Genomic DNA, 23378 nt, shown 5'->3' on the forward strand with positions numbered 1-23378 from the left:
GCCCTGGCGTGTGTGCGGGTCCATCTGACAAATAAAATAACGGAGCAAGCTATGAGCATTGTGGAAGTCAAAGTCCCGGATATCGGCGATTTCAAGGAAGTCGAGATCATTGAACTGATGGTCAAGCCAGGCGATACGGTCAAGGTCGACCAGTCCCTGATCACGGTCGAATCGGACAAGGCCAGCATGGAAATTCCATCGAGCCACGCCGGTGTCGTCAAGGAATTGAAAGTCAACGTGGGCGACAAGATCGCCGAAGGTTCGCTGGTCCTGCTGCTGGAAGTGGCGGACGACGCCTCGGCGCCTGCGCCGGCCGCTGCCGCCCCGGCCGCAGCACCTGCCGCTGAAGCCGCTCCCGCCGCCGCTGCGCCAGCACCTGCCGCCCCAGCCGGCGCGCCAGCCCTGGTCGAAGTGACCGTGCCCGATATCGGCGACTTCAAGGAAGTCGAAGTCATCGAACTGATGGTCAAGGTCGGCGACGCGATCAAGGTCGACCAGTCGCTGCTGACGGTCGAATCGGACAAGGCCAGCATGGAAATCCCATCGAGCCATGCCGGTATCGTCAAGGAATTGAAAGTCAAGGTCGGCGACAAGGTTGCCAAGGGCAGCCTGGTGCTGGTCGTGGAAACGACCGGTGGCGCTGCTCCTGCCGCACCTGCCGCTGCTGCACCTGCACCCGCTGCGCAAGCTGCCGCCGCGCCAGCCGCCGCCGTCGCTTCGGCGCCGGTCGCTGCACCAGCTCCTGCCGCCGCTCCTGCAGCGAACGGCAAGCTGGCGCACGCGTCGCCATCGATCCGCAAGTTCGCGCGCGAACTGGGCGTGGACCTGACCCGCGTGGGCGGTTCCGGTCCGAAGGGCCGCATCACCCAGGAAGACGTGCAGAACTTCGTCAAGGGCGTGATGTCGGGCGCCGTCGCCGCGCCGAATGCGCCGGTCGCCGCCAAAGGCGGTTCGGGCGTGGGCCTGGATCTGCTGCCATGGCCGTCGCTGGACTTCAGCAAGTTCGGCACGACCGAATTGCTGCCGCTGTCGCGCATCAAGAAAATCTCGGGCCCGAATTTGCACCGCAACTGGGTCATGATCCCGCACGTCACGCAGTTCGACGAAGCGGACGTGACGGACCTGGAAGCGTTCCGCGTTGACACCAACGCGGCCAATGCGAAGAACAAGGATGCGGCCAAGCTGACCATGCTCGCTTTCGTCATCAAGGCCTCGGTTGCCGCGCTGAAGAAATTCCCCGCGTTTAACGCTTCCCTGGATGCCAAGGGCGAGAACCTGATCCTCAAGCAGTACTACAACATCGGCTTCGCGGCCGACACGCCGAACGGCCTGGTGGTCCCCGTGATCAAGGGCGCGGACCAGAAGTCGGTCTCGCAGATCGCCCGCGAAATGACGGAACTGTCGCTGCAGGCGCGCGAAGGCAAGCTGAAACCGGCCGACATGCAGGGTGCCAGCTTCACGATCTCGTCCCTGGGCGGGATCGGCGGCACGCACTTCACGCCTATCGTCAATGCACCGGAAGTCGCGATCCTGGGTCTGTCGAAAGCCTCGATCAAGCCGGTATGGGATGGCAAGGCCTTCCAGCCGCGTTTGATGATGGGCACTTCGCTGTCCTACGACCACCGCGTGGTCGATGGCGCGATGGGCGCGCGATTCTCCGTGTACCTCGGCGAAGTGTTGGCCGACATGCGCAAAATTCTGCTGTAAGGAGCGATTGATGAGCACAGTAGAGGTAAAAGTACCGAATATCGGCGACTTCAAGGAAGTCGAAGTCATCGAGCTGATGGTCAAGGTCGGCGACACCATCAAGGTGGACCAGTCCCTGGTCACGGTGGAATCGGACAAGGCCAGCATGGAGATCCCATCGACCCACGCCGGCGTCGTCAAGGAAGTCAAGGTCAAGGTCGGCGACAAGATCGCCGAAGGCAGCGCGCTGCTGGTGGTGGAAGCGTCGGAAGGCGTTGCCGCTCCCGCAGCCGCACTGGCGGCCGCTCCTGCGCCTGCAGCGGCTCCGGCTCCTGCAGCGGCGGCACCAGCTGCAGCCGTTGCCGCCATCCCGGCCGGCAATTACAGCGGCCAGGTCGACATCGACGTCGACATGATGGTGCTGGGCGGCGGTCCTGGCGGCTATTCGGCGGCGTTCCGCGCGGCCGACCTGGGCATGTCGACGGTCATCGTCGAGCGCTACGCGACCCTGGGCGGCGTGTGCCTGAACGTGGGCTGCATCCCGTCGAAGGCGCTGTTGCACGTCGCCTCCGTCATCGATGAAACGGCGCACATGTCCAACACGGGCGTGACGTTTGCCAAGCCGACCATCGACATCGACCAGGTACGCAAGTACAAGGAAGGCGTGATCTCGAACATGACGGGCGGTCTGGCCGGCATGGCCAAGGCGCGCAAGACGCAAGTGGTGACGGGCGTGGGCCAGTTCCTGTCCGCGAACCACATCGAAGTGACGGCAGGCGACGGCTCCAAAAAAGTCGTGCAGTTCAAGCAAGCCATCATCGCCGCCGGTTCCTCCGTGGTAAAACTGCCCTTCGTGCCGGAAGACCCGCGCATCGTCGACTCGACAGGCGCGCTGGAATTGCGCCAGATCCCGAAACGCATGCTGGTCATCGGCGGCGGCATCATCGGCCTGGAAATGGCGACCGTCTATTCCACATTCGGCGCGCGCATCGACGTGGTCGAAATGATGGATGGCCTGATGCAGGGCGCGGACCGTGACGCCGTCAAGGTGTGGCAGAAGTTCAACGAGAAGCGCTTCGACAACATCATGACCAAGACCAAGACGGTGGCCGTCGAGGCACTGCCGGAAGGCATCAAGGTCACGTTCGAAGCAGCCGAAGCGGGTGCTACCGCGCCGGCGCCACAGATCTATGACCTGGTATTGGTGGCCGTGGGCCGCAGCCCGAACGGCAAGAAGCTGGCCGCCGACAAAGCCGGCGTGCAAGTGACGGACCGCGGTTTCATCAACGTCGACAGCCAGATGCGCACCAACGTGCCGAACATCTTCGCCATCGGCGACCTGGTGGGCCAGCCGATGCTGGCGCACAAGGCTGTGCACGAAGCTCACGTGGCAGCGGAGGCCGCCTCTGGCCAGAAGTCGCACTTCGACGTCAAGGTGATTCCATCGGTCGCCTACACGGATCCGGAAGTGGCATGGGCCGGCATCACGGAAGACGAAGCGAAAGCCAAGGGCATCAAGGTCGAGAAGGGCCACTTCCCATGGGCAGCTTCGGGCCGCGCCGTGGCCAACGGCCGCGCCGAAGGCTTCACCAAGCTGCTGTTCGACGCTGAAACGCACCGCATCATCGGCGGCACCATCGTCGGCACGCATGCGGGCGACATGATTGGCGAGATCGCGCTGGCCATCGAAATGGGCTGCGACGGCACCGACATCGGCAAGACCATCCATCCGCACCCGACCCTGGGCGAATCGATCGGTATGGCCGCTGAAGTGTACGAAGGCGTGTGCACGGACTTGCCGCCACCGCGCAAGCGCTGATGTTGTAGCGCTGTGTCGTAACACTAAAAACCCCGCAAGCGATTGCGGGGTTTTTTATTATCCGGCCATCGTCGGCACGCACGCGGGCGACAGGGGAGCGATGACGCGGCGAGATCGCGCTGGCCATCGAAATGGGCTGCGACGGCACCGACATCGGCACGAGCATCCACCCGCATCCAACCCTGGGCGAGCCGATCGGCAGGTTGGCAAAAGCGCGCCGAAGCAGGCGTGTGCACGGACTTGCCGCCACCGCGCAAGCGCTGATAAAGCGTTAACTTTCAGTACAAAAAAACCGGGACATGTTCCCGGTTTTTTTATTTCCCTTGATCTGCATCATAGTAAAACGTGGTGTAGCGGGGCCTTGTGAAAATTGGTGAGTATTGCCGTGTGGAAAAAGTGGCAGAATGGGGGTCTGTCACCATGTTTTTCTTTTGCTTCGACGGAAACGCGTGATTTTGCCAGGAATGTTGCCAGCGTGGGATACGGTCAAGTTCCGCTGTACTGAGAGAGCTTTGCAACGATGAAAAAATTTACCGCCCTTCATATTGCCGACGTCCGTTTGCGCCGGGCTGACGAACAAGAGCAAGCCGTGATGCTGCATGCCTTGTACCAGGATGTGGCCGCTATCCTGGCGGCGGGCAAGCGGATCGATGCGATTTTCTTCACGGGCCAGCTGGTGGCGCCCGACGCCTGTGCCGGCACGACACCCGTGTATGTCTACGAATACTTCCTGCGCCCCTTGCTGCAGGCGGCCAGCTTGCCTGGCGCGCGTTTCTACCTGGTGCCGGGCAGCCGCGCGCAGGGTGTCGCCGCTGCGGCGCTGGGCAATGCCGGTTTCAGCTTTTTCTCCGCCGATGAGCACGCCAGTGCCGAGCAGCGCGCACACTACAAGAATATCCACGCCGTGTTCCATGGCCATCAGCATACGGGCGATGCCAGTTCGCTCATGAAGTCGCTGGGCATCTTGTTCAAGAGCAATCCTGGCAGCCTGTACGATACCAGTGGCCAGATGGCGGCGTTTGCCGTGCTCGAGTTCGGCACGGGCGAGGCAGCGGCCGATGGCGGCGCGCCGGGCACGCGGTGGACGGTGTCCCTGCGCGAGTTCGATGACGTGAGCAAGAACTTCGCGCTGTCGGTGCTCTACACGCCGAATGGCCAGGAAACGGGGCAGGTGGATGCCGAGTATGTGTTTGCCACCTTGCTGCCGCAGCTGGCAGGCGAACGCGATTATCTCGATGGCTTGCTGGGCAAGGCGGGCGCGCAGCGGCGCGTGGACGCCGGCGCGGCTGCCGATGCGCGTGAATTCCTGATCGAGCTGGCGTTCGTGATGTTCGAAGCCAAGAGCGTCTTCCTCAGCGAGGCGGAACTGCACCGCTTTGCCAGCGACTATTGCGGCGTGAAGGGCTGGAGCATGGCGGCCGGGGATTGGCTGGCGCCGCTGTATGCGCATGGCTTGCTGCTGCGGGAAGATGGCCAGGTGGCGTTTTCCTTCGATTACTTCCGCACGTATTTCCTGGCGCAGCGCTTTGAAACCTCGTTTGACCTGATGCGCTATGGCCCGGACCGCTACGATGAAAGCGAGTCTTCACTCACTGTCGATGGCGCGTCGGCGGCCCAGCCTTTCCTGCGCGTGTTGGGCTTGAACGATGAACACGCCGAAGCGGCGTTGCCGGCAGACTGCAGCCGCCCTGGCTGATTTCCTGGACCAGCCTTCCCGTGTCAGTCCGCCAGCGGCTGGCGCAGGGTGCCGCGCAGGAACAGGTCGAGACTGACGGCCACTTTGGCGCGTAATTGCGCCACGTCCGGTTGCGTCTGCGGAGGAAACAGCAGGCGCGACATCTGGTCGCCCAGCAGGCAATTGAGCAGGTGCAGCGACAGCATGGCCGGCGCCAGTTCCGCGCGGAACAGCGGCGCGATGTCGGGGCGGCTGAAAAACCTCGTCAGCATCTCGCGCGTCTGTCCCGGTCCCACTTTGTAAAACGTTTCCGCCAGTTCAGGATGCGTGGCCGCTTCGGCCACCACCATGCGATTGAGGTGGATGGCCGCCGGCATGGTGACCAGTTGCACGAACAGCAGGCCGAACTCGCCCAAGATGGTGGGCAGGGGGCGCATATCCGTTTCCAGCGCCGGCATGGTCGAGAAGTAGGCGGCGCGGCGCAATTCCACCACGGCATTGAACAAGCCCGACTTGCCGCCAAACTTCACATAAATCGTGCGCACGGCCACATGGGCTTCGCGGGCGATCATTTCCAGGCTCACCTTTCCATATCCTTTTTCCAGAAACAGGCAGCCGGCCGTGTGCAGGAGGTTGTCCATGCGCGCTTCCATGTCGGCCGCGCGCGGGCGGCCGGCTGGTTTGCCGCAGCAGGAAAGCTCCTGGGCGGCGTCGCCCGATTCTTTATCGGTAGGCAAGGTATCGCTGAGGCCGGGATCGGACATGGTCTGGGTCTCTTTATAAGTTGGAAGGTAAGTGATGGCTCACACTGTAGTGCAAATTAAAATGAAATGCAATCGTTTCATTTCTTGACTTTGGCTTTTCTTTGCCCAATAATGAACCTATATCATTTCATTTCCGGAGCGAGTATGTCCAACCAGCCAGGCCAAGCAGAGCACAAAGTGCTGAGCGCCGTCCCACCCGCGGCCCCGGCCGCCCCTTCCGCGCCCGCCGCCTCCGCCAGCTCCGCACCACCGAACAACCGCGTCAAAATCATCGCCGGCCTGATCGTCCTCGTGGCCCTGGGCGCCGGCGCGCGCATGTGGTACCGCAGCCACTATTTCGTGGAAACGGAAAACGCCTATGTTGCCGGCCACGTGCATCCCGTCTCGGCGCGCATTTCCGGCGTCGTCACCAAGGTCTTCATCGACGACAATCAAATGGTGAAAGAGGGCGACGTGATCGCTGAACTCGACCCGTTCGACCAGCGCGTGAAGACCGAGCAGATCGCCGCGCAGATCGCCAGCGCCGAGCAGCAAGTGCTGCAAGCGGACGCGCAGATCGCGCAAGTGCAGGCGCAAGCCAGTGGCGCCCAGGCGCAAGTGGCGCAAGCCGATGCGCAACTGCTGCGCGCAAAACAGGATGCGGACCGTTATGGCCAGCTGTACACGAGCCAGATGAAAGCCGTCTCGAAAGCGGAACTCGACGCGGCCAATGCGGCCCGCTCGAGCGCCGTGGCCGACCTGGCCGCCCGCCGCGACAGCGCGTCGGCCGCCAAGGCGCAGATCGGTGCGGCGCAAGCTGCGCGCGACGTGGCCAAGGCGCAAGTGGCCGTGCTGCGCGTGCAATTGAAGGACGCGGAGCAGCAGCTGCAATACAACCGCATCTTGGCCCCTGTCGCCGGCCGCATCGGCAAGCGCAACGTGGAAACGGGCATGCGCGTGCAGCCTGGCCAGCAATTGACGGCCATCGTGCAGGACAACGTCTGGGTCACCGCCAACTTCAAGGAAACGCAATTGGCCGACCTGCACCGCGGCCAGAGCGTGCACGTGACCATCGACGCCATGCCGGGCAAGAAACTGGTCGGTACCGTGGACAGCTTCGCGCCTGCCTCGGGCGCGCAATTCGCGCTGCTGCCAGCCGATAACGCCACCGGAAACTTCACCAAGATCGTCCAGCGCGTGCCGGTGAAAATCGTTTTCCAGCCGGAAGACATCAAGGCCATGAATGGCCGCCTGGTGCCGGGCATGTCGGTGATCGCCGAAGTGGAAGTCAATCAGCCTGAAACGCAGCCGGCCGCGCGCCACGCCGCCGCTCCAGCCGCCCAGTCCACCACCCATTAAGCTTCCATGAGCAGCCCCTCCACCACGCTGGCGAAGCCGCCAGCGTTTCCCGTGATCGACGAGAAAGTCTCCGGGCGCACCTGGCTGGCGGTCGCCGCCGGCATGCTGGGCGCCTTCATGGCGGTGCTCGACATCCAGATCACCAATTCCTCGCTCAAGGATATCCTTGGCTCGCTGTCGGCCACCCAGGAAGAGGGCTCGTGGATTTCCACGGCCTACCTGGTGGCCGAAATTATCGTCATTCCCCTCACCGCGCTGCTGGCGCGCGTGTTCGGTTTGCGTACCTACATGATCGGCACCACCGCTTTCTTCCTGCTGTTCTCCACCCTGTGCGGCACGGCGTGGAACCTGGAAAGCATGATCGTCTTCCGCATGCTGCAAGGGTTCACTGGCGGCGCCCTGATCCCGATGGCGTTCACGCTGGTGATGCTCAAGCTGCCGCCGTCGAAGCGCGCCGTCGGCATGGCGATTTTCGGCCTGACGGCCACCCTGGCGCCAGCCATGGGCCCGACCCTGGGCGGGTATCTGAGCGAGCTGTATGGCTGGCCTTCGATCTTCTACATCAACTGGGTGCCGGGCGTGCTGCTGATCGCCGGCATGATCTATGGCCTCGACAAGGAGCCGATGAAGCTCGAGATGTTCTGGAAGGCCGACTGGCTGGGCATCTTCTTCATGGCCCTGGGCCTCGGCTGCCTGACCATCTTCCTGGAAGAAGGCAACTCGAAGGACTGGTTCGACTCCGGTTTCATCATCGCCTTCGCCTCGATGGCCCTGGTGGGTATCCTGGGCTGGGTCGTCACCAGTGCCACGCGCGCCGAACCGTTCGTCAACCTGGCGCTGTATGGCCAGCGCAATTTTTTAGTGGCCACCGTGCTGTCGGCCGTGACGGGCATGGGCCTGTATGGCTCGGCCTTTTTGCTGCCGCTGTTCCTGGGCCAGATCGCGGGCTACTCGCCGATGCAGATCGGTGAAGTCATCATGTGGGTAGGCTTGCCGCAGCTGTTCATCATGCCGTTTGTCGCCAAGCTGTCGTCCGTGGTGGACAACCGCATCCTGTGCTCGTTCGGCCTCTTGCTGTTTGGCGGTTCGTGCATGATGAATGCCTACATGGACGCTTCCACCGGCTACGACCAGCTGCTGTGGTCGCAGGTGGTGCGCGCGCTGGGCCAGCCCTTCGTCATGCTGACCCTGTCGAACTTCGCCATGAAGGGCATCGCGCCGAAAGACATGCCGTCCGCTTCGAGCCTGTTCAACATGACGCGCAACCTGGGCGGCTCGATCGGCATCGCCCTGCTGGCCACGGCCCTGAGCACTCGCGAGCATTTTCATTCGCAGCGCCTGGGCGAAGCGATCAATGCGTATTCCAGCGCCACCCAGCTGCGCATCGACCAGTTGACGTCGTCGTTCATGGCCAAGGGCTATGACGCCGTCACGGCCGGCAACCAGGCCTTGCAGGCGATCGACGGCATCGTGCGCCGCGAAGCGTATGTGATGGCTTACAACGATGGCTTCTTCCTGATCGGCGCCATCCTGCTGGCCTGCATCGTGCCCCTGTGGCTGGCCGACAAACTCAAAGCTCCCGGTGGCGGTGGCGGCGGTCATTGACCGCGCACAGCCCGCACGTGCAGCACCTCAAGAACAAGAAGGTACACATCATGCAAACAGTATTGACGAAAATTGCGCTGGCCGCTTCCCTTGCCGTGGCGCTGTCCGCCTGCGGCACCGTGGGCCAGGATTTCACCGCGCCGGGCAATGTCGCCGGCGCCGACACCTTCCGCCATGGTGCGGCCGCGGCGGATGCCGCGCAGCTGCCCAAAGAATGGTGGAGCATCTACGGCGACGCCACCCTGAACCGCCTCGAGCAGAGCGCGCTGCAGGACAACCCGAGCGTGAAAGCGGCTGGCGAGCGCTTGCTGCAGGCGCTGGCGCAAAGCGGCACGGCGCGCGCCAGCCAGGGCCCGAGCGTGAACGTCAGCACGGGGATCTCGAACTCGCGCACCTCGGCCAACACTTCGCAGGGCCTGGCCCTGGGCAACCGCTCCATCAGTGGCAATAATTTTTCGATCGGCGGCTCGTTGTCGTATGAAGTCGACTTGCTGGGCCGTGTAAAACGCATGGTCGAAGCGGCCGACTCGCAAGCCTTGGCGGCGCAGGCCGACCGCGACGGCGTGCTGCTGATGCTGTCATCGCAAGTGGCCAGCAATTACTGGCAGCTGCGCGGACTCGATGCGGAAATGGCCATCCTGAATGGCGCGCTCGACACGCGCCGCGAATCGGCGCAGCTAGTCGAAGCGCGCTTCAACGCGGGCTTGACGAATGAGCTGGACCTGGCGCGCGCGAAAGTCGAGCTGTCGAACGCGCAGGCCGACCTGCATGAAGTCAAGCGCCAGCGCAACCAGCTGGAAAACAGCCTGGCCACCCTGACGGGCAAGCCGCCGTCGGCACTGCAATTGCCGGTGGCCGCCGATCCATCCGTCTTGCCGCTGCCGCCTGCCATTCCTGTCGGCTTGCCTGCGAGCCTGCTGGCGCACCGCCCGGACCTCGTGTCCAGCGTGGCGGGCCTGCGCGCGGCGAATGCGCAAGTGGGCGTGGCCGAAGGCGCGTTTTACCCGTCGCTGCAATTGACGGGCAATTTCGGCTATGCGTCGGAAAAGCTGCGCGACCTGGCGCAGGGCGGTTCGCGCCAGTTCAGCTTTGGTCCGCTGGCCCTGTCCCTGCCGATCTTTGACGGTGGCCGCAACCAGGCCAATCTTGACCTGTCCAAGGCGCGCTATGCGGAAGCCGTGGCGAACCATGAAACGAAGCTGTTGACGGCCTTGCGCGAAGTGGAAGATGCGCTGTCCGACGTGGAGCAGCGCCAGTTGCAGGGCGACGCCCAGGCCCTGTCGCAGGAAGCGGCGGCGCGCGCCTACCTGGTGGCGCGCACGCGCTACGAGCGCGGCATCTCGACCTACCTGGACGTGACGGACGCGCAGCGCAGTTCGCTGGCAGCGGACCGCGCCGCCGCGCAGATCAAGACCCAGCGCCTGCTGGCGACGGTGGCCGTGGCCCGTTCCCTGGGTGCTGGCTGGCAGCCGGACGGCGAGCTGGCCAAGCTGGCGTCCGCACCTGCCGCGAAGGTGAACTAGGCACGACGATTACGTGAGCGTGGCCGGTGGCGGTGTCGCCGCCGGCCCGTAGCGTTCCAGCAGAAAATCGATGAAGGTTGTCAGCTTCGGCGTAGGCTGGCGGTCGCGCGGATACAGCACATGCATCAGGCGCGGCGCCGGCACGTAGTCGGCCAGCAGCGGCACCAGCCGTCCCGCCGCGATATCGTCGGCCAGTAAAATCTCCGCCTGCATGACGATGCCGAAGCCGTGCAGGGCCGCCATGCGCAGCGCCTGGCCATTGTTCGAGAGGAAGCGGCTCTCGGCCGCAGCGCCATCGTGGCGCGCTGTCTTGCCGCTCAGACGCCAGCGCATGTGGCGCGACCACTGCATGAAATCCACGCATTCGTGCCGCGCCAGGTCGTCCGGCGTGCGCGGCGTGCCGTGCTTTGCCAGGTAGGCGGGCGAGGCGCAGATCACCATCGCATAGGGCCGCAAGGGCCGCGCCACCATGCCGGAATCTTCCAGCTTGCCGATGCGGATGGCCGCATCGAATCCTTCCTCCACCAGGTCGACCATCCTGTCATTCAAATTGAGCTCCAGGCTCACGTCCGCATAGGCCGTCAGATAGTCGGCCATCAGCGGCGCGATGCATTCGCTGCCGAAGGACACGGGCGCCGTGATCTTCAGCTTGCCGCGCGGCGTGGCGCGCATCGCTTCCGCGCCCGTTTCGGCCGCCGCGATCTGCGCCAGGATCTGGCGGCATTGCTCCACGTATTGCCGGCCGATTTCCGTCAGGCTTTGCCGGCGCGTCGTGCGCGCCAGCAGGCGCGTGCCCAGCCGCTCTTCCAGCTGTTTGATGTGCTTGCCCACCATCACGGGCGAGATGCGGAAGGTGTCGGCGGCCGCCGTGAAACTGCCCTGGTCGACGACGGACACAAAGATCTCCATGCTGCGCAATTTATCCATGGCACCTTGATTGCAAACTGTGGGTTGGTAATCTTGTAAATTCTAGCGCATTTATTCCTTTCTGGAAGCGGCGCATACTGGCTCCATCGTTCAACCCACACAAGGAAGCAGCATGAAAATCGTCATCATCGGCGCCAGCGGCACCATCGGCAAGGCCGTCACCGCGCAACTGGCGCAACGCCATGAAATCATCGAAGTGGGCAGCCGCACGGGCACGCACCAGGCCGACATGGGCGACATCGCGCAAGTGCGCGCCCTGTTCCAGCGCATCGGCAAGGTCGACGCCGTCGTCGTCACGGCCGGCAAGCTGCATTTCGGCCCTCTGGCAGAATTCACGCCCGAGCAGTTCCAGCTGGGCCTGGACAGCAAGCTGATGGGCCAGGTCAACGTGGCGCTGGTGGCGCAGGAATACCTGAACGACGGCGGCTCGATTACCTTGACCAGCGGCATCGTGGCCGAGCAGCCGATCCGCTTCGGCGCGGCCGCCAGCATGACGAATGCGGCCGTGGAAGGCTTTGTACGGGGCGCCGCCATCGAACTGGCGCGCGGCGTGCGCATCAATGTCGTCAGCCCGACGGTGCTGGAAGAGTCGCTGGAAGCGTATGGCCCGTTCTTCTATGGCTTCGAGCCGGCCGCCGCCAGCCGCGTAGCGCTGGCCTACAGCCGCAGCGTGGAAGGGGCGCAGACGGGGCAAGTCTACCGCGTGTGGTAGGTCTAAAGGCCTCAAAAAGGCTGCTTTTGACCGGCCTCAGGCAGCCTGCTTCCATTCATGATAAATTAACTTTTATTTCCAAATGTCAACATCATGGTGATGAAGAATTTGGACATTTTCATGAATGAATGGATGAGACGGATATGCAAAGCACCAAAATCAGCACACGGCTTTATACGGGATTCGGCCTGGTCCTGTTGCTGCTGATCATCGTTACCGCACTCGGCATCAACCGCGTGCAAAAGATCGACGCCATCCTCACCAGTATCAGCGACGTCAACAACGTCAAGCAGCGCCATGCGATCAATTTCCGTGGCAGCGTGCATGACCGCGCGATCGCCCTGCGCGACGTGGTGCTGGCGGCCGACGCGGCGTCGGCCAAGCCGGAAATCGCGCGCATCGAAACGCTGGCCGCCAATTACGCGCAGGCCGCCGCACCGCTCGACCAGATCATCGGCAGCGGCAAGGGCGTGACCGAAGCGGAACGCACGGCCCTGGCCGCCATCAAGGCCAGTGAAGCGAAGGCCCAGCCGATCATCGCCAAGGTGATTCAATTGCGCCTGGCCGATGATGTGGCCGGCGCCACCGCCTTGCTGCAGCAGCAGGGCGCCGCCGCCTTCACGGGCTGGCTTGCGTCCGTCAACCAGCTGATCGACCTCGAAGAAAAGATGAGCCGCGAACAGGCCGACAGCGCAAGCACGGTGGCGCGCAGCTTTTTCTTCTTCATGGTGCTGCTGTGCCTGGGCGCGATCGCCATCGGCACCATCGCGGCCTGGCGCATCAGCCACGGCTTGCTGCGCCAGCTCGGCGGCGAGCCCGACTACGCGGCCGCCATCGCCGGTGAAATTGCCACTGGTAACCTGGCAGTGACCATCACTACCGGGCCGAATGACCGCAACAGCTTGCTGTACGCCATGCGCGGCATGCGCGACAGCCTCGTGGCCATTGTCAGCCAGGTGCGCGCCGGCACGCAGACCATCGCCACCAATTCGCGCGAAATAGCGGCCGGCAACCTGGACCTGTCGAACCGCACGGAACAGCAGGCCGGCTCGATCGAGGAAACCGCCACGTCGATGGAGCAATTGACGGGCACCGTCAAGCAGAACGCCGAGCACGCGATCGAGGCGAATCAGCTGGCCGTATCGGCCTCGGGTGTGGCCGTCAAGGGCGGCGCCGTCGTGGCGCAGGTGGTGCAGACCATGGCCGCCATCAATGAATCGTCGAAAAAGATAGTCGACATTATCGGCGTGATCGACGGCATCGCTTTCCAGACGAATATTCTGGCGCTCAATGCCGCCGTGGAAGCGGCGCGCGCCGGCGAGCAGGGCCGCGGCTTTGCCGTCGTCGCCACCGAAGTGCGCAGCCTGGCCCAGCGTTCCAGCCAGGCCGCCAAGGAAATCAAGTCGCTGATCGACGACTCGGTCGAGCGCGTCGGCACGGGCGCGCGCCTGGTCGATGAAGCAGGCACGACCATGCAAGATATTGTCGACAGCGTCAAGCGCGTGACCGACATCATGGGCGAAATCAGTGTGGCCACGCGCGAGCAGTCGTCCGGCATCGAACAGGTCAACCAGGCCGTCGGCCTGATGGACCAGGTGGTGCAGCAGAATGCGGCGCTGGTGGAGCAGTCGGCCTCGGCCGCCGCGTCGCTGGAAGCGCAGGCCGGCAGCCTGTCGCAGGTGGTCAGCATCTTCAAGCTCGACAACTCGCAAGTGCCGCTGCAGGCGCCGCAGCCGGCGCGTGCGCGTCCGGCCGCCGTGACTGCTGCCAGGCCGGTCCTCAAGGCCGCAGCGAAGCCGGCACCGAAAAAGCTGGCCTCCAAGGTGCCCGCCGATGACGCATGGGAAGAGTTTTAAGCGGCGCTCGTTTACAATCGGGACCTTACATTGTTTGCTGAGGTCCCCATGAAACGTATCCTGTTCCCCCTGCTGATGGCTGCCGCCGTCGGCAGCGCTTGCGCCGCAACGCCGGCCACCCCGGCCACCGCGCAACAACTGGCGGCCATGAGCGCCCGCTACGCGCCCGTCGCGCTGACGGCCGATGTCACGCACCTGTCTGCTGGCGACCGCCAGGCCATCGCCAAGCTGGTCGAGGCGGCCAAGCTGGTCGACGTGCTGCAGCTGCGCCAGCGCTGGTCCGGCAATGAAGCGCTGTGGGCGGCATTGAAGAAGGACACATCAAAGCTGGGACAGGCCCGTTTGAACTATTTCTGGATCAATAAAGGTCCCTGGTCGGTGCTCGACGCGCACGCCTCGTTCATGCCGGCCAGCTATGCCGGTATCGCCATTCCCGCGCACAAGCCGGAAGCGGGCAATTTCTATCCACAGGGCGCCACCAAGGCCAGCCTGGAAACGTGGATGAATGGCTTGTCGCCAGAGGACAAGCAGCAGGCGCAATGGTTCTTCACGACGATTCGCGCGGGCAAGGATGGAAAATATCAGACCGTCAAGTATTCGGACGAATACAAGGTGGAACTCAAGCAACTGGCGAAGCTTCTTGATGAAGCTGCTGCCGCCACGGATAACGCGTCGCTGAAGAAATTCCTCACCCTGCGCGCCAAGGCTTTCCTCGACAACGACTATCTGCCGTCCGATTTCGCCTGGATGGACCTCGATTCGCCCGTCGACATCACCATCGGCCCGTACGAGACGTATAACGATGAGCTGTTCGGCTACAAGGCCGCGTTCGAAGCGTACGTGAACATCCGCGACCAGGCGGAAACGCAAAAGCTGAACTTCTTCGCCAAGCACATGCAGGAGCTGGAAGACAACCTGCCGCTCGACGCCCAGTACCGCAACCCGAAGGTGGGCGCGCTGGCGCCGATGGTGGTGGTCAACCAGGTGTATGGCGCCGGCGACGGCAACATGGCCGTGCAGACGGCCGCCTACAACTTGCCCAACGACGAGCGCATCATCAGCGCGCGCGGCTCCAAGCGCGTCATGTTGAAAAACGTGCAGGAAGCCAAGTTCAAAGCCACCCTGACGCCGATCTCGAAACTGGTGCTGACGCCCGAAGCGCAGCAGGACGTCGATTTCAATTCCTTCTTCACGCACATCCTCGCGCATGAAATCATGCACGGCCTGGGCCCGCATGCGACCGTCGTCGACGGCAAGCCATCGACGCCGCGCCAGGACTTGAAGGAAGCGTATTCGACCATCGAAGAAGCCAAGGCCGACATCACGGGATTGTTCGCTTTGCGCTACATGATGGACAAGGGTCAACTCAAGGACACCCTGGGCCAGGGCGAGGCGGCCGAGCGCAAGCTGTACAACACGTTCCTCGCCTCGGGTTTCCGCACCCTGCATTTCGGCCTGACGGATTCGCATGCGCGCGGCATGGCCATCCAGATGAATTACATCCTCGACAAGGGCGGCTTTGTGTCGCTGGGCGACGGCAAGTTCGGCGTCGATTTTGGCAAGATCAAGCAGGCCGTGATCGACCTGGACCGTGAATTTTTGACCATCGAGGCAACGGGCGACTATGCGCGCGCGAAAGACATGATGAGCAAGTACGTGGTCATCCGCCCTGAAGTGCAGGTGGCGCTCGACAAGATGAAGGCCGTGCCCAACGATATCCGCCCGGAATTCGTCACGGCCCGCGCGCTGGACCAGGCGGCGAAGAAATAAGCTGACTTTGATTATTGTCAGTCTGGAAAGCCGGCGCCTCTGCGCCGGTTTTTTTTGCGTCTTTATTTATGAAAAGTTGCCAGTTTTTCCTTGTGGAAATATTTTCACCGCTTACTCTGCAGTAGTAAATCCCCATTTCTCCTGTTGATCCCATGTTGAAACTGTTCCCGCTGTTAAGTGTGTCCCTTGCCTTGCCCGCCGTGGCTGCCGCCCAGCTTACCGATCTGGAAACCCGCTGGCTGCAGGCGGGCCAACCCGTCATCGCGTTTGCACGTGCGCAAGGCTTGCCCATCGATATCATCGTGCAGCCGCAGGATGCGCCCGGCGCCGTGCCGCTGGCGCTGGGTTACGAAGCAGGGCGCTGCAAGCTGGTGCTGTCCTTGCGCGGCAATGCGCAGGCGGACAGTGTCTTGCAGGGCGTGCCGCCCGCGCGCCACGGCCTGATGATGGAAGCGATGACGGCGCATGAGATCGGCCATTGCCAGCGCTATGCGCAGGGCGACTGGCATGCCTTGCCACGCGGCTTTGTCGAGCCGCGCAGCACGCAGCGGGGCAACTTGACACCGCTGGCGCAGGAGTTGCGCGAGACGCGCCGCGAAGAAGGCTATGCGGACCTCGTGGCCTTGGCCTGGATGCAGGGGCGCCACCCGGAGCAGTACCCGCATGTGCTGGCCTGGATGCGCGGCGTGCGGGCCGGTGGCGAGGTTGCGGGCGGCGGTGCAGGCGGTTCCCACGCCACGCAGGCATGGCTGGCGCTGGCCGATGGCGCCGGTGTATTTGATGGGCCCGCTTCAATATTTGAACAGGCGCAAGTATTGTGGCGAAAAGGCTTGAGCGGCGACAAATAAACGATGATTTTTATGTGAATGGACGGTCAGCGTGTGCTGTCGCACGGAGCTTTGCTTCCGGCAGGGGTCTAATCTGGGCATCAACTAACCAGAGAGGAACCATCATGAACAAAATGATCGCACTCATGCTGGCCGCCAGTGCCAGCGCCCTGCTTGCCGCCACGCCAGCGTATGCGCAGGATGCCTCGTACAAGAGTTTGACGGACAAGGCAACGGCCGATTACAAGCAGGCCAAGGCCGCCTGTGACGCCCAGAGCGGCAACGCGAAAAAAGTCTGCGTGGAAGAAGCCAAGGTGGCGCGCGCCAAGGCCGAATCGGACGCCGTGGCGCAATACCGCAACACGCCGCGCGAACTGGGCAAGGCCCGCAAGGACGTCGCCAATGCCGAGTATGACCTGGCCAAGGCCAAATGCGGCGACCACACAGGCGCCGACAAGACATCGTGCATGAACGATGCCAAGGCAGCGAAAACGGCGGCGCTGGCCGATGCCAACACGGGCGCCAGGGATGGCACCAACGTGGCGCAAAATCCGCCCGCCACGACGAAGGAAAACTGCGACGCCATGGATGCGACGGCCAAGGCCGCCTGCGTGACGCGCAACGCGGCCGGCAGCACCAAGACGGCCGTGGCCGACTCCGTCATCACCACGAAAATCAAGGCTGACCTCGTCAAGGACAATGACTTGAAAGCGCTCGACGTGCACGTGGAAACGGTCAACGGTGTCGTCATGCTCAGCGGCTTCGTGCCATCCCAGGCGCAAGTGCAGAAAGCCGCCGACCTGGCCCGTGGCGTGGAAGGCGTGACGGATGTGAAGAATGGCTTGAAGGTGAAATAAGCCCATTCCGCACATGTCTCGAAACGAGGACTGGAGTCGCACGCAGCAGTGTGGCTTCAGTTTTTTTTGATTGTATAAATTACGATCATAATATAACATGAGAAAAATCCCGTCGGCTGGCACTGATCGGCATCTACTTTTTCTCATGAGGACTGCATGCTTTCCTATCCCTTTTCGCAATGGCTGGAGCGGCGCGGCGTGCACTTTGCCTGGGTCATCGTCGCCATCACTTTCCTCACGGCATTAACCTCGTCCGCCGCGCTGGGCTTGCCGGGCGCGTTGATGCAGCCTCTGAGCCGCGAGTTTGGATGGGATGCCGAGCAGATTTCCTCGGCCCTGGCCGTGCGCTTCGTGCTGTTCGGTTTGATGGGGCCGTTTGCCGCCATCCTGATGGAACGCTTCGGCTTGCGCAATGTCATCTGCGTGGCCCTGGGCTTGATCGCTGCCGGCATGCTGCTGGCCACGCGCATGACGCAGTTCTGGCATCTGGTGGCCTTGTGGGGCATTCTGCTGGGGCTCGGTTCGGGCATGACGGCGCTGGTCTTGAGCGCCGTGGTGGCGAACCGCTGGTTCGAGACGCACCGCGGCCTGGTGGTGGGCGTGCTGACGGCCAGTTCGGCCACGGGCCAGCTGCTGTTCCTGCCCGTGGGCGCCTGGCTGATCGAGCACTACGGCTGGCGCACGGCCGTCATGCCCGTGTTCGTCGCCTGCGCCCTCGTCGCCGTGCTGGCCTTCCTGTGCATGCGCAACCGTCCGCAGGATATTGCCTTGCGTCCGTATGGCGCCGACCCGGCCACGCCCCTGACGGCGCCAGTGGCCGCAAAAATGACATTTGCCACGCCGTTCGTGATCCTGCGCAGCGTGGCGGCGAACCGCACTTTCTGGATATTGTTCTGCACCTTCTTCATCTGCGGCCTCAGCACCAATGGCTTGATCCAGACGCACTTCATTTCCCTGTGCAGCGACTCGGGCCTGTCGGCCGTGCCGGCCGCGTCCGTGCTGGCCATGATGGGCGCGTTCGACCTGTTCGGTACGATCTTGTCCGGCTGGCTGTCGGACCGCTATGACAACCGCAAATTGCTGTTCTGGTATTACGGCTTGCGTGGCTTGTCGCTGTTCTGGCTGCCGTATTCGGAATTCACCTTGTACGGCCTGTCGCTGTTCGCCATGTTCTACGGCCTCGACTGGATCGCCACCGTGCCGCCGACCGTCAAACTGGTGGGCGCCACGTTTGGCCGGGAGCGGGCGGGCATGGTATTCGGCTGGATCTTCGCCGGCCACCAGCTGGGCGCCGCCGTGGCCGCCTATGGCGCGGGCCGCATCCGCACCCTGATGCTGACCTACAATCCGGCCCTGTTCGCGGCCGGCGCCGCCTGCCTCGTGGCCGCGCTGATGGTGCTGGCGATCCAGCGGCAGAAGGCGGCCGCGCCCGCCGTGCAAGCGGCATGAAAAAAGCCAGGCCCGCATGCGCGGAGCCTGGCTTCTGTTTATCAAGAACGTTTCAGGATTTATTTGAGGTATTTAGCCAGCCATCCCTCGACTTCGCTATAGAAGAAGCGGCTGTTCTCGCCCTTCAAGATCCAGTGGTTTTCGTCCGGGAACACCAGCAATTTCGCCGGCACGTTCAGGCGCTGTTGCACGGCAAAGTTCATCAAGGCATTGTTGGCCGGCACGCGGTAGTCGAGCTCGCCCACGGTGATCAGGATCGGTGTCGTGAAACCCGTGCCTTTTTCGTGGTTGCCCGCTTGCATGATGGGGCTTTGGTCGCGCCACACGGGCAAGTTCGACCAGACGGGGCCGCCCGCATTCGTTTCACGGCCGAAGCCGCCATCGCTGGTGCCCCATTGCATGATCAGATCCATTTCACCCGCGTGCGAGACGATGGCCTTGTAGCGCGTGGTGGTTGCTTGCAGCCAGTTGGCCAGGTGGCCGCCATAGCTGGCGCCGCCGGCGGCCAGCTTCGTGCTGTCGATGAATGGATATTTCTTGATGGCTTCATCGACGCCCTGGTTGACTTCATCGCCCGGGCCCTTCAAAGGGTCGAACTGGATCGAGCGCGAGAATTCCTCGCCATAGCCGGTGGAACCCTTGTAGTCGGTCAGCAGCACGACATAGCCTGGCTTGGCCAGCAAGTGATAGTTCCAGCGCAGCACGAACTGGTCGCGCCACATGCTGGCCGCGCCGCCATGGATGACGGTAAACAGCGGGTATTTCTTGTTCGGATCGAAATTGGCCGGCTTGACGAGCATATTGTGGATCTGGCGGCCGTCGGCCGTGGTGAACCAGAAGTGCTCGGGCGCCTGCCAGTCGATTTTATCGGCCTTGTCCGTGTTGAATGCCGTCAGGCGCTTCGGCTGCTTGCCGTTGAACGCGTAGATTTCCGGCGGGTTGATGGACGACTCCCACACACCGACCAGGGCCTTGCCGCCGCTGCTCAGCGAGTTGATGGTACCCGTCGGCAAGGATGGCTCCTCGCGCACGTCGCCACCCCTGGTGTCGATCGAGTACAGCTTTTCCAGGCCCGCATGTTCATAGCTGAAGATGACGCGCTTGCCGCCTTCGGGCAGCACGAAGCGGGAGATTGAACGGTCCAGCTTGGCTGTCAGGATGGTCGGGGCAGGGTTGCTCATCGGCCAGGCGAAACTGGCCAGGCGCTTCACGTCATACACCTTGCCTGGTGTTTCCGCGTCGCTCAAGGCGAACAGGGTCTTGCCGTCGGCCGCGAATTTCAGGCTGCCATAGCTGTGCTTGTCTTGCGTCAAGCGCTGCGCTTCGCCACCGGCCACGGGCAGCAGATACAGTTGCGAGACGACGGCTTCGCGCTGGGCCGCGTCGCGGTTGGTGGCAGCGTTGAAGACGACAGCCTTGCCGTCCGGCGTCCAGACGGCGTCCAGTGATTGTCCTTCGTCGCCCTGGCCGCCGCCAAAGCCCGGCAGGGTGACCAGTTGCGTGCCCGACAGGATGTCGCGCGGCTTGGCGTCCGCTTGCGCATCAACGACGAACAGGCGCACCTGCTTGTCGGTCAGCCATTTGTCGAAATAGCGCGGTGCCGTCGTTTCATACGAGCGGGCGCTGACTTTGCGCTCCTTGCGTTCTTTCGCGCTTTGCTTGACGTCGGCTTCCGTCTTGTTGCCTGGATAGATATCGCTGATGAACAGCAACTGCTTGCTGTCAGGGCTCCATTTCGGCATGCGCGCGCCCAGGGTGAGCGAGGTCAGGCGTTGCGCTTCGCCACCGTTGGCCACGTCGAGGCGGTAAATCTGCCCAGCTTCATCGCCGTCGCGCTTGGCAACGAAGACCAGCTGGCGGCTGTCCGGCGACCAGGCCACGGCGCTTTCGCCGCCCTTGGAATAGGTCAGGCGGCGTGCGGGGCTGTCGTCAAGCAGCGACTTGATCCACAGGTCCGACCACTGCTCCTTGCTATCGTAGGCGCTGTCGACCACGGAAAACACGGCCCACTTTCCATCGGGGCTGGCGACGGGCGCGCCCACCCGTTTCATCAGCCACACGTCTTCATGCGTGATGGCGTGCTTGGCTTGTGTTTGCATAGCGGCAACTGGGGTGGTGGCCTTAGTATCGGCGGCCTGGGCCAGCGAGGCACAGGCCGCTGCGATCAGCAGGGAGCCGAGGGAACGGCGAAGACGGGGTGAGGTCATGGGCGTGGTCCGGAGTAGTGAAAAAAGTACAGCGGGCAACATTATTGCCCATGCTTTCCTGCACTGCCAAGGCTGGGTACCGTTACTTACCAAGAGGGATGGTCACGTATCGGGCGGACGCGCCATGGCTGATCAGTTAAACTTGTTCTTTTACTGACGCTACCTGTGGCCGGCCATGAAAATTAGTCTACCCTTATTGAAAACGATATTGCTGGGCGCGAGCTGCCTTCTGGCGGCCCCGGTTTTTGCCGCCGCACCCGCTCCCTACCCGAACACGAGCGCCATGGGCGTCGGTCACGCGGAAAGCACGGCCTGGTATGCAGGCTGCCTGAAGGTCAAGGATGCGGCGCCGCCGCCCGCCGACCTGCCGGCGCCATCGGCCGTGGCGTCCCTGCAGCAATGCCAGGCAACGGACCTGTATTACGATACCAAGAGTATGTCCTCGCCCAAGCCGGCCGACTGGCGTCCCGTGCGCCATTGCGCCATGGCCACGCAAAACAGCGCCGTCCTGATGATGCTGTACCAGAATGGACAGGGCGTGCAAAAAGACCCGTTGCTGGCGCTCAAGTATGCGTGCAGCATCGATGCGGCGCCCGCCGAGATGCGGGGCCGTATCGAGCACTTGCAGCAGATCAATGCCAGCGGTCGCGGCATGATCGACCTGTGCGACGACATCACGAGCGGCTACATGATGGGCGTGTGCAGCGCCATCGATGCGCGCCAGAAACAAAGAGTGCGCGGGCAGGCGACAGCCAAAGTCAGCGAAGCAATGCCGGCCGTGGCGCAAGCGTCGCTGCAAAAGCTGCAGGCGGCGGCAAGCAAGTTTGCCGATGCGCGTGCGGCCAATGAAACGGACTTGAGCGGCACGGCGCGCGCCGCCCTGAGCATCGCCGCCCGTACGGCCGAGCTCGATTTGCTGGCGCACGATCTGCGCGAATACGAAGCGGGCAAGCTGCCGGCCAGCATGTCCAAGGAACAGGCTGCAGCGCTGGACAAGGAGCTCAACGCCATCTACGGCAAGCTGATGAAAAAGCCGGCGCAAACCCATGCGGGCGCCGTGAGCAAGGATGGCATCCGCGCCACCCAGCGCCTGTGGCTCGCGTACCGCGATGCCTGGATGAACTTTGGCGCCGTGCGCTATCCATCCGTGACGAGCGAGACCTGGGCCGGCCGGCTGACGTCGCGGCGCAATGTACAACTGCAAGACTTGCTGGAGAACTAAAACATGCGGGAAGCGTACTACCACGAAGACGATTTTTGCATGATCGAACTGCTGCCGCTCGATAGCTTGCAGCACTGTCTGACGCAGATGGGCGAGCAAGAGGCGTTTGCCGACGCGCACCGCAGCGGCGCCGGCTGGACGCAGATGTACGTGCCCGAGGCGCCGCCGTCGCAGATGGGTGCGCTGGGCCTCACGATGGAACAGCTGCGGCTGGCGCTGGCGGACGCCTTGCCGCCGTATGACGCCGTCTACACGGGCTACAGCACTTACCGCGTGGAATGCAAGAACGTGCTGGCCTTTGGCGGCGAGAAGACGGAAACCCTGTTTGCCGGCCTGGACGACAAGGGCATCGTGTGCGACCTGTGGTGCAGCGACGCCATGCCCGAGCTGTTGCTGCTGCCCTTGAAAGAGCAGTTGCTGCTGGCCGACTGGGGCGCGGGGTTTGCGTGTCCGCTATCCGATGGGGAACTGTTTGCCCGTTATCTGCAGGAGTACGAACTGGACTGATCGAACTGAACTGATTACTCGCAGGCGATGGCGTTCGGCTGCGCCACTTTGACCACCGACGCCAGGCGCGCCATGCCGTTGCCGTCGCCTTGCTCCACATACGGTTGATAGCTGTCGATGACGATGCGCGCACGCGCCTGCCAGCCGCAATTGTCGGCCTGGCCTGCGGGCACGCGCAGCAGACGGCGCGCCTCGCCATCGTTGGAAAAACAGAACCACGCATCGTGCGTGGCGGCAGGGCGGGGCAAACGGCCCCACTGCGCCTTGTCGGGCGCGAAGCAGACGCGCTTGCCGATGATCTCCAAGCTCATCTCGTCCGTGCGCGCGCTGTACTGGCCGTCGAGCACGATCGGTGTTTGCGTTTGCGCGTGGGCGGACAGGCAGGCGGTGGCCAGGAGGAGGGTGGCAGCAAGTTTCATGCGTTTCTTTCAGGGCTGGCAAGACGAAGTGCCAGTATAACCGTGGGGGCCGGAAACGAAAAAAGCCCATCCGTGAGGATGGGCTTTTTAGTACTGCGCATTCGTGGTAGGCCGTGCGGGATTCGAACCTGCGACCAACGGATTAAAAGTCCGCTGCTCTACCAGCTGAGCTAACGACCCGAAAGAGGCCGCATTATATATCAGTTGAAAAAGAA

The 23378-nt window shown here is 63.0% G+C and carries 18 protein-coding genes, 1 tRNA gene and 1 pseudogene; 15 read left to right on the forward strand and 5 right to left on the reverse strand.

The window, feature by feature from the left end; translation table 11 throughout:
- Positions 1 to 51: 51 nt before the first annotated feature.
- From aceF to SKZ59_RS03835, 4 genes and pseudogenes are all read left to right on the forward strand, one after another.
- Positions 52 to 1707 carry a dihydrolipoyllysine-residue acetyltransferase gene (gene aceF / locus SKZ59_RS03825; RefSeq protein WP_319990886.1) on the forward strand — a complete coding sequence of 552 codons (1656 nt, stop codon included), beginning with the start codon at positions 52 to 54 and terminating at the stop codon, positions 1705 to 1707.
- A gap of 10 nt (positions 1708 to 1717) precedes the next feature.
- The gene (gene lpdA, locus SKZ59_RS03830; RefSeq protein ID WP_319990887.1) at positions 1718 to 3505 is read left to right on the forward strand and encodes a dihydrolipoyl dehydrogenase; all 1788 of its coding nucleotides are present in this window, start codon (positions 1718 to 1720) and stop codon (positions 3503 to 3505) included.
- A 67-nt stretch (positions 3506 to 3572) separates the two neighbouring features.
- A pseudogene (locus SKZ59_RS28175) lies at positions 3573 to 3769 on the forward strand (dihydrolipoyl dehydrogenase); the annotation flags it as partial.
- 256 nt (positions 3770 to 4025) lie between these two features.
- Complete coding sequence (locus tag SKZ59_RS03835; RefSeq protein ID WP_072455511.1) at positions 4026 to 5201, forward strand: hypothetical protein; 1176 nt, start codon at positions 4026 to 4028, stop codon at positions 5199 to 5201.
- Between the two features lie 23 nt (positions 5202 to 5224).
- Here SKZ59_RS03835 and SKZ59_RS03840 read toward each other — a convergent pair whose 3' ends face one another.
- Complete coding sequence (locus tag SKZ59_RS03840; protein ID WP_139091047.1) at positions 5225 to 5944, reverse strand: TetR/AcrR family transcriptional regulator; 720 nt, start codon at positions 5942 to 5944, stop codon at positions 5225 to 5227.
- A gap of 144 nt (positions 5945 to 6088) precedes the next feature.
- On the opposite strand from SKZ59_RS03840, the gene SKZ59_RS03845 reads away from it, so the two are divergent.
- From SKZ59_RS03845 to SKZ59_RS03855, 3 genes are read left to right on the forward strand one after another with little or no spacing between them, the layout of a single operon-like run.
- Positions 6089 to 7282: an HlyD family secretion protein gene (locus SKZ59_RS03845; protein WP_034747407.1), complete on the forward strand. Its 1194-nt coding sequence runs from the start codon at positions 6089 to 6091 to the stop codon at positions 7280 to 7282.
- A gap of 6 nt (positions 7283 to 7288) precedes the next feature.
- Positions 7289 to 8887 carry a DHA2 family efflux MFS transporter permease subunit gene (locus SKZ59_RS03850; protein ID WP_070301420.1) on the forward strand — a complete coding sequence of 533 codons (1599 nt, stop codon included), beginning with the start codon at positions 7289 to 7291 and terminating at the stop codon, positions 8885 to 8887.
- Between the two features lie 50 nt (positions 8888 to 8937).
- Positions 8938 to 10410, forward strand: a complete 1473-nt coding sequence (locus tag SKZ59_RS03855) for an efflux transporter outer membrane subunit (protein WP_070301498.1) — start codon at positions 8938 to 8940, stop codon at positions 10408 to 10410.
- Between the two features lie 9 nt (positions 10411 to 10419).
- Here SKZ59_RS03855 and SKZ59_RS03860 read toward each other — a convergent pair whose 3' ends face one another.
- On the reverse strand, positions 10420 to 11337 hold the full coding sequence (locus SKZ59_RS03860) for a LysR family transcriptional regulator (RefSeq protein WP_219327677.1): 918 nt from the start codon (positions 11335 to 11337) through the stop codon (positions 10420 to 10422).
- Between the two features lie 112 nt (positions 11338 to 11449).
- Here SKZ59_RS03860 and SKZ59_RS03865 point away from each other — a divergent pair, with 112 nt between their 5' ends.
- From SKZ59_RS03865 to SKZ59_RS03890, 6 genes are all read left to right on the forward strand, one after another.
- Positions 11450 to 12049, forward strand: coding sequence for a short chain dehydrogenase (locus tag SKZ59_RS03865; RefSeq protein ID WP_034747417.1), 600 nt, complete (start codon positions 11450 to 11452; stop codon positions 12047 to 12049).
- Positions 12050 to 12192: 143 nt separating this feature from the next.
- A complete protein-coding gene (locus tag SKZ59_RS03870) occupies positions 12193 to 13905 on the forward strand; it encodes a methyl-accepting chemotaxis protein (RefSeq protein ID WP_319990888.1) in 1713 nt (570 codons plus the stop codon).
- A gap of 48 nt (positions 13906 to 13953) precedes the next feature.
- Complete coding sequence (locus SKZ59_RS03875; protein WP_319990889.1) at positions 13954 to 15675, forward strand: dipeptidyl-peptidase 3 family protein; 1722 nt, start codon at positions 13954 to 13956, stop codon at positions 15673 to 15675.
- Between the two features lie 152 nt (positions 15676 to 15827).
- Positions 15828 to 16523 carry a hypothetical protein gene (locus tag SKZ59_RS03880; RefSeq protein ID WP_319990890.1) on the forward strand — a complete coding sequence of 232 codons (696 nt, stop codon included), beginning with the start codon at positions 15828 to 15830 and terminating at the stop codon, positions 16521 to 16523.
- Positions 16524 to 16627: 104 nt separating this feature from the next.
- Positions 16628 to 17359, forward strand: coding sequence for a BON domain-containing protein (locus SKZ59_RS03885; RefSeq protein ID WP_034747429.1), 732 nt, complete (start codon positions 16628 to 16630; stop codon positions 17357 to 17359).
- 156 nt (positions 17360 to 17515) lie between these two features.
- Positions 17516 to 18808, forward strand: coding sequence for an MFS transporter (locus SKZ59_RS03890; RefSeq protein WP_319990891.1), 1293 nt, complete (start codon positions 17516 to 17518; stop codon positions 18806 to 18808).
- Between the two features lie 59 nt (positions 18809 to 18867).
- Here the strand turns inward: SKZ59_RS03890 and SKZ59_RS03895 are convergent, their stop codons facing one another.
- Positions 18868 to 21015 carry a S9 family peptidase gene (locus SKZ59_RS03895; protein ID WP_319990892.1) on the reverse strand — a complete coding sequence of 716 codons (2148 nt, stop codon included), beginning with the start codon at positions 21013 to 21015 and terminating at the stop codon, positions 18868 to 18870.
- Positions 21016 to 21190: 175 nt separating this feature from the next.
- Between SKZ59_RS03895 and SKZ59_RS03900 the strand changes: the two genes are divergently transcribed.
- Positions 21191 to 22237 (forward strand): lysozyme inhibitor LprI family protein, encoded by a 1047-nt coding sequence (locus tag SKZ59_RS03900; protein ID WP_083292512.1) that lies wholly within the window; start codon positions 21191 to 21193, stop codon positions 22235 to 22237.
- A gap of 3 nt (positions 22238 to 22240) precedes the next feature.
- Positions 22241 to 22744 carry a hypothetical protein gene (locus SKZ59_RS03905; protein ID WP_319990893.1) on the forward strand — a complete coding sequence of 168 codons (504 nt, stop codon included), beginning with the start codon at positions 22241 to 22243 and terminating at the stop codon, positions 22742 to 22744.
- A 14-nt stretch (positions 22745 to 22758) separates the two neighbouring features.
- Here SKZ59_RS03905 and SKZ59_RS03910 read toward each other — a convergent pair whose 3' ends face one another.
- Together SKZ59_RS03910 and SKZ59_RS03915 are read right to left on the reverse strand one after the other, a co-directional pair.
- The gene (locus SKZ59_RS03910; RefSeq protein WP_319990894.1) at positions 22759 to 23163 is read right to left on the reverse strand and encodes a hypothetical protein; all 405 of its coding nucleotides are present in this window, start codon (positions 23161 to 23163) and stop codon (positions 22759 to 22761) included.
- Positions 23164 to 23267: 104 nt separating this feature from the next.
- Positions 23268 to 23343 (reverse strand) — tRNA-Lys (locus tag SKZ59_RS03915).
- Between the last annotated feature and the right edge of the window lie 35 nt (positions 23344 to 23378).

The organism is Janthinobacterium sp. GMG2 (assembly GCF_033949445.1).
Classification (GTDB): domain Bacteria; phylum Pseudomonadota; class Gammaproteobacteria; order Burkholderiales; family Burkholderiaceae_D; genus Janthinobacterium; species Janthinobacterium aestuarii.

Coding starts and splice junctions, on each gene's coding strand:
- SKZ59_RS03880 (WP_319990890.1), top strand. CDS start 15,828: ATGTTGAAACTGTTCCCGCTGTTAAGTGTGTCCCTTGCCTTGCCCGCC.
- SKZ59_RS03875 (WP_319990889.1), top strand. CDS start 13,954: ATGAAACGTATCCTGTTCCCCCTGCTGATGGCTGCCGCCGTCGGCAGC.
- SKZ59_RS03835 (WP_072455511.1), top strand. CDS start 4,026: ATGAAAAAATTTACCGCCCTTCATATTGCCGACGTCCGTTTGCGCCGG.
- SKZ59_RS03845 (WP_034747407.1), top strand. CDS start 6,089: ATGTCCAACCAGCCAGGCCAAGCAGAGCACAAAGTGCTGAGCGCCGTC.
- SKZ59_RS03860 (WP_219327677.1), bottom strand. CDS start 11,337: ATGGATAAATTGCGCAGCATGGAGATCTTTGTGTCCGTCGTCGACCAG.
- SKZ59_RS03865 (WP_034747417.1), top strand. CDS start 11,450: ATGAAAATCGTCATCATCGGCGCCAGCGGCACCATCGGCAAGGCCGTC.
- SKZ59_RS03850 (WP_070301420.1), top strand. CDS start 7,289: ATGAGCAGCCCCTCCACCACGCTGGCGAAGCCGCCAGCGTTTCCCGTG.
- SKZ59_RS03885 (WP_034747429.1), top strand. CDS start 16,628: ATGAACAAAATGATCGCACTCATGCTGGCCGCCAGTGCCAGCGCCCTG.
- SKZ59_RS03895 (WP_319990892.1), bottom strand. CDS start 21,015: ATGACCTCACCCCGTCTTCGCCGTTCCCTCGGCTCCCTGCTGATCGCA.
- SKZ59_RS03905 (WP_319990893.1), top strand. CDS start 22,241: ATGCGGGAAGCGTACTACCACGAAGACGATTTTTGCATGATCGAACTG.
- SKZ59_RS03890 (WP_319990891.1), top strand. CDS start 17,516: ATGCTTTCCTATCCCTTTTCGCAATGGCTGGAGCGGCGCGGCGTGCAC.
- SKZ59_RS03855 (WP_070301498.1), top strand. CDS start 8,938: ATGCAAACAGTATTGACGAAAATTGCGCTGGCCGCTTCCCTTGCCGTG.
- SKZ59_RS03870 (WP_319990888.1), top strand. CDS start 12,193: ATGCAAAGCACCAAAATCAGCACACGGCTTTATACGGGATTCGGCCTG.
- aceF (WP_319990886.1), top strand. CDS start 52: ATGAGCATTGTGGAAGTCAAAGTCCCGGATATCGGCGATTTCAAGGAA.
- SKZ59_RS03900 (WP_083292512.1), top strand. CDS start 21,191: ATGAAAATTAGTCTACCCTTATTGAAAACGATATTGCTGGGCGCGAGC.
- SKZ59_RS03910 (WP_319990894.1), bottom strand. CDS start 23,163: ATGAAACTTGCTGCCACCCTCCTCCTGGCCACCGCCTGCCTGTCCGCC.
- SKZ59_RS03840 (WP_139091047.1), bottom strand. CDS start 5,944: ATGTCCGATCCCGGCCTCAGCGATACCTTGCCTACCGATAAAGAATCG.
- lpdA (WP_319990887.1), top strand. CDS start 1,718: ATGAGCACAGTAGAGGTAAAAGTACCGAATATCGGCGACTTCAAGGAA.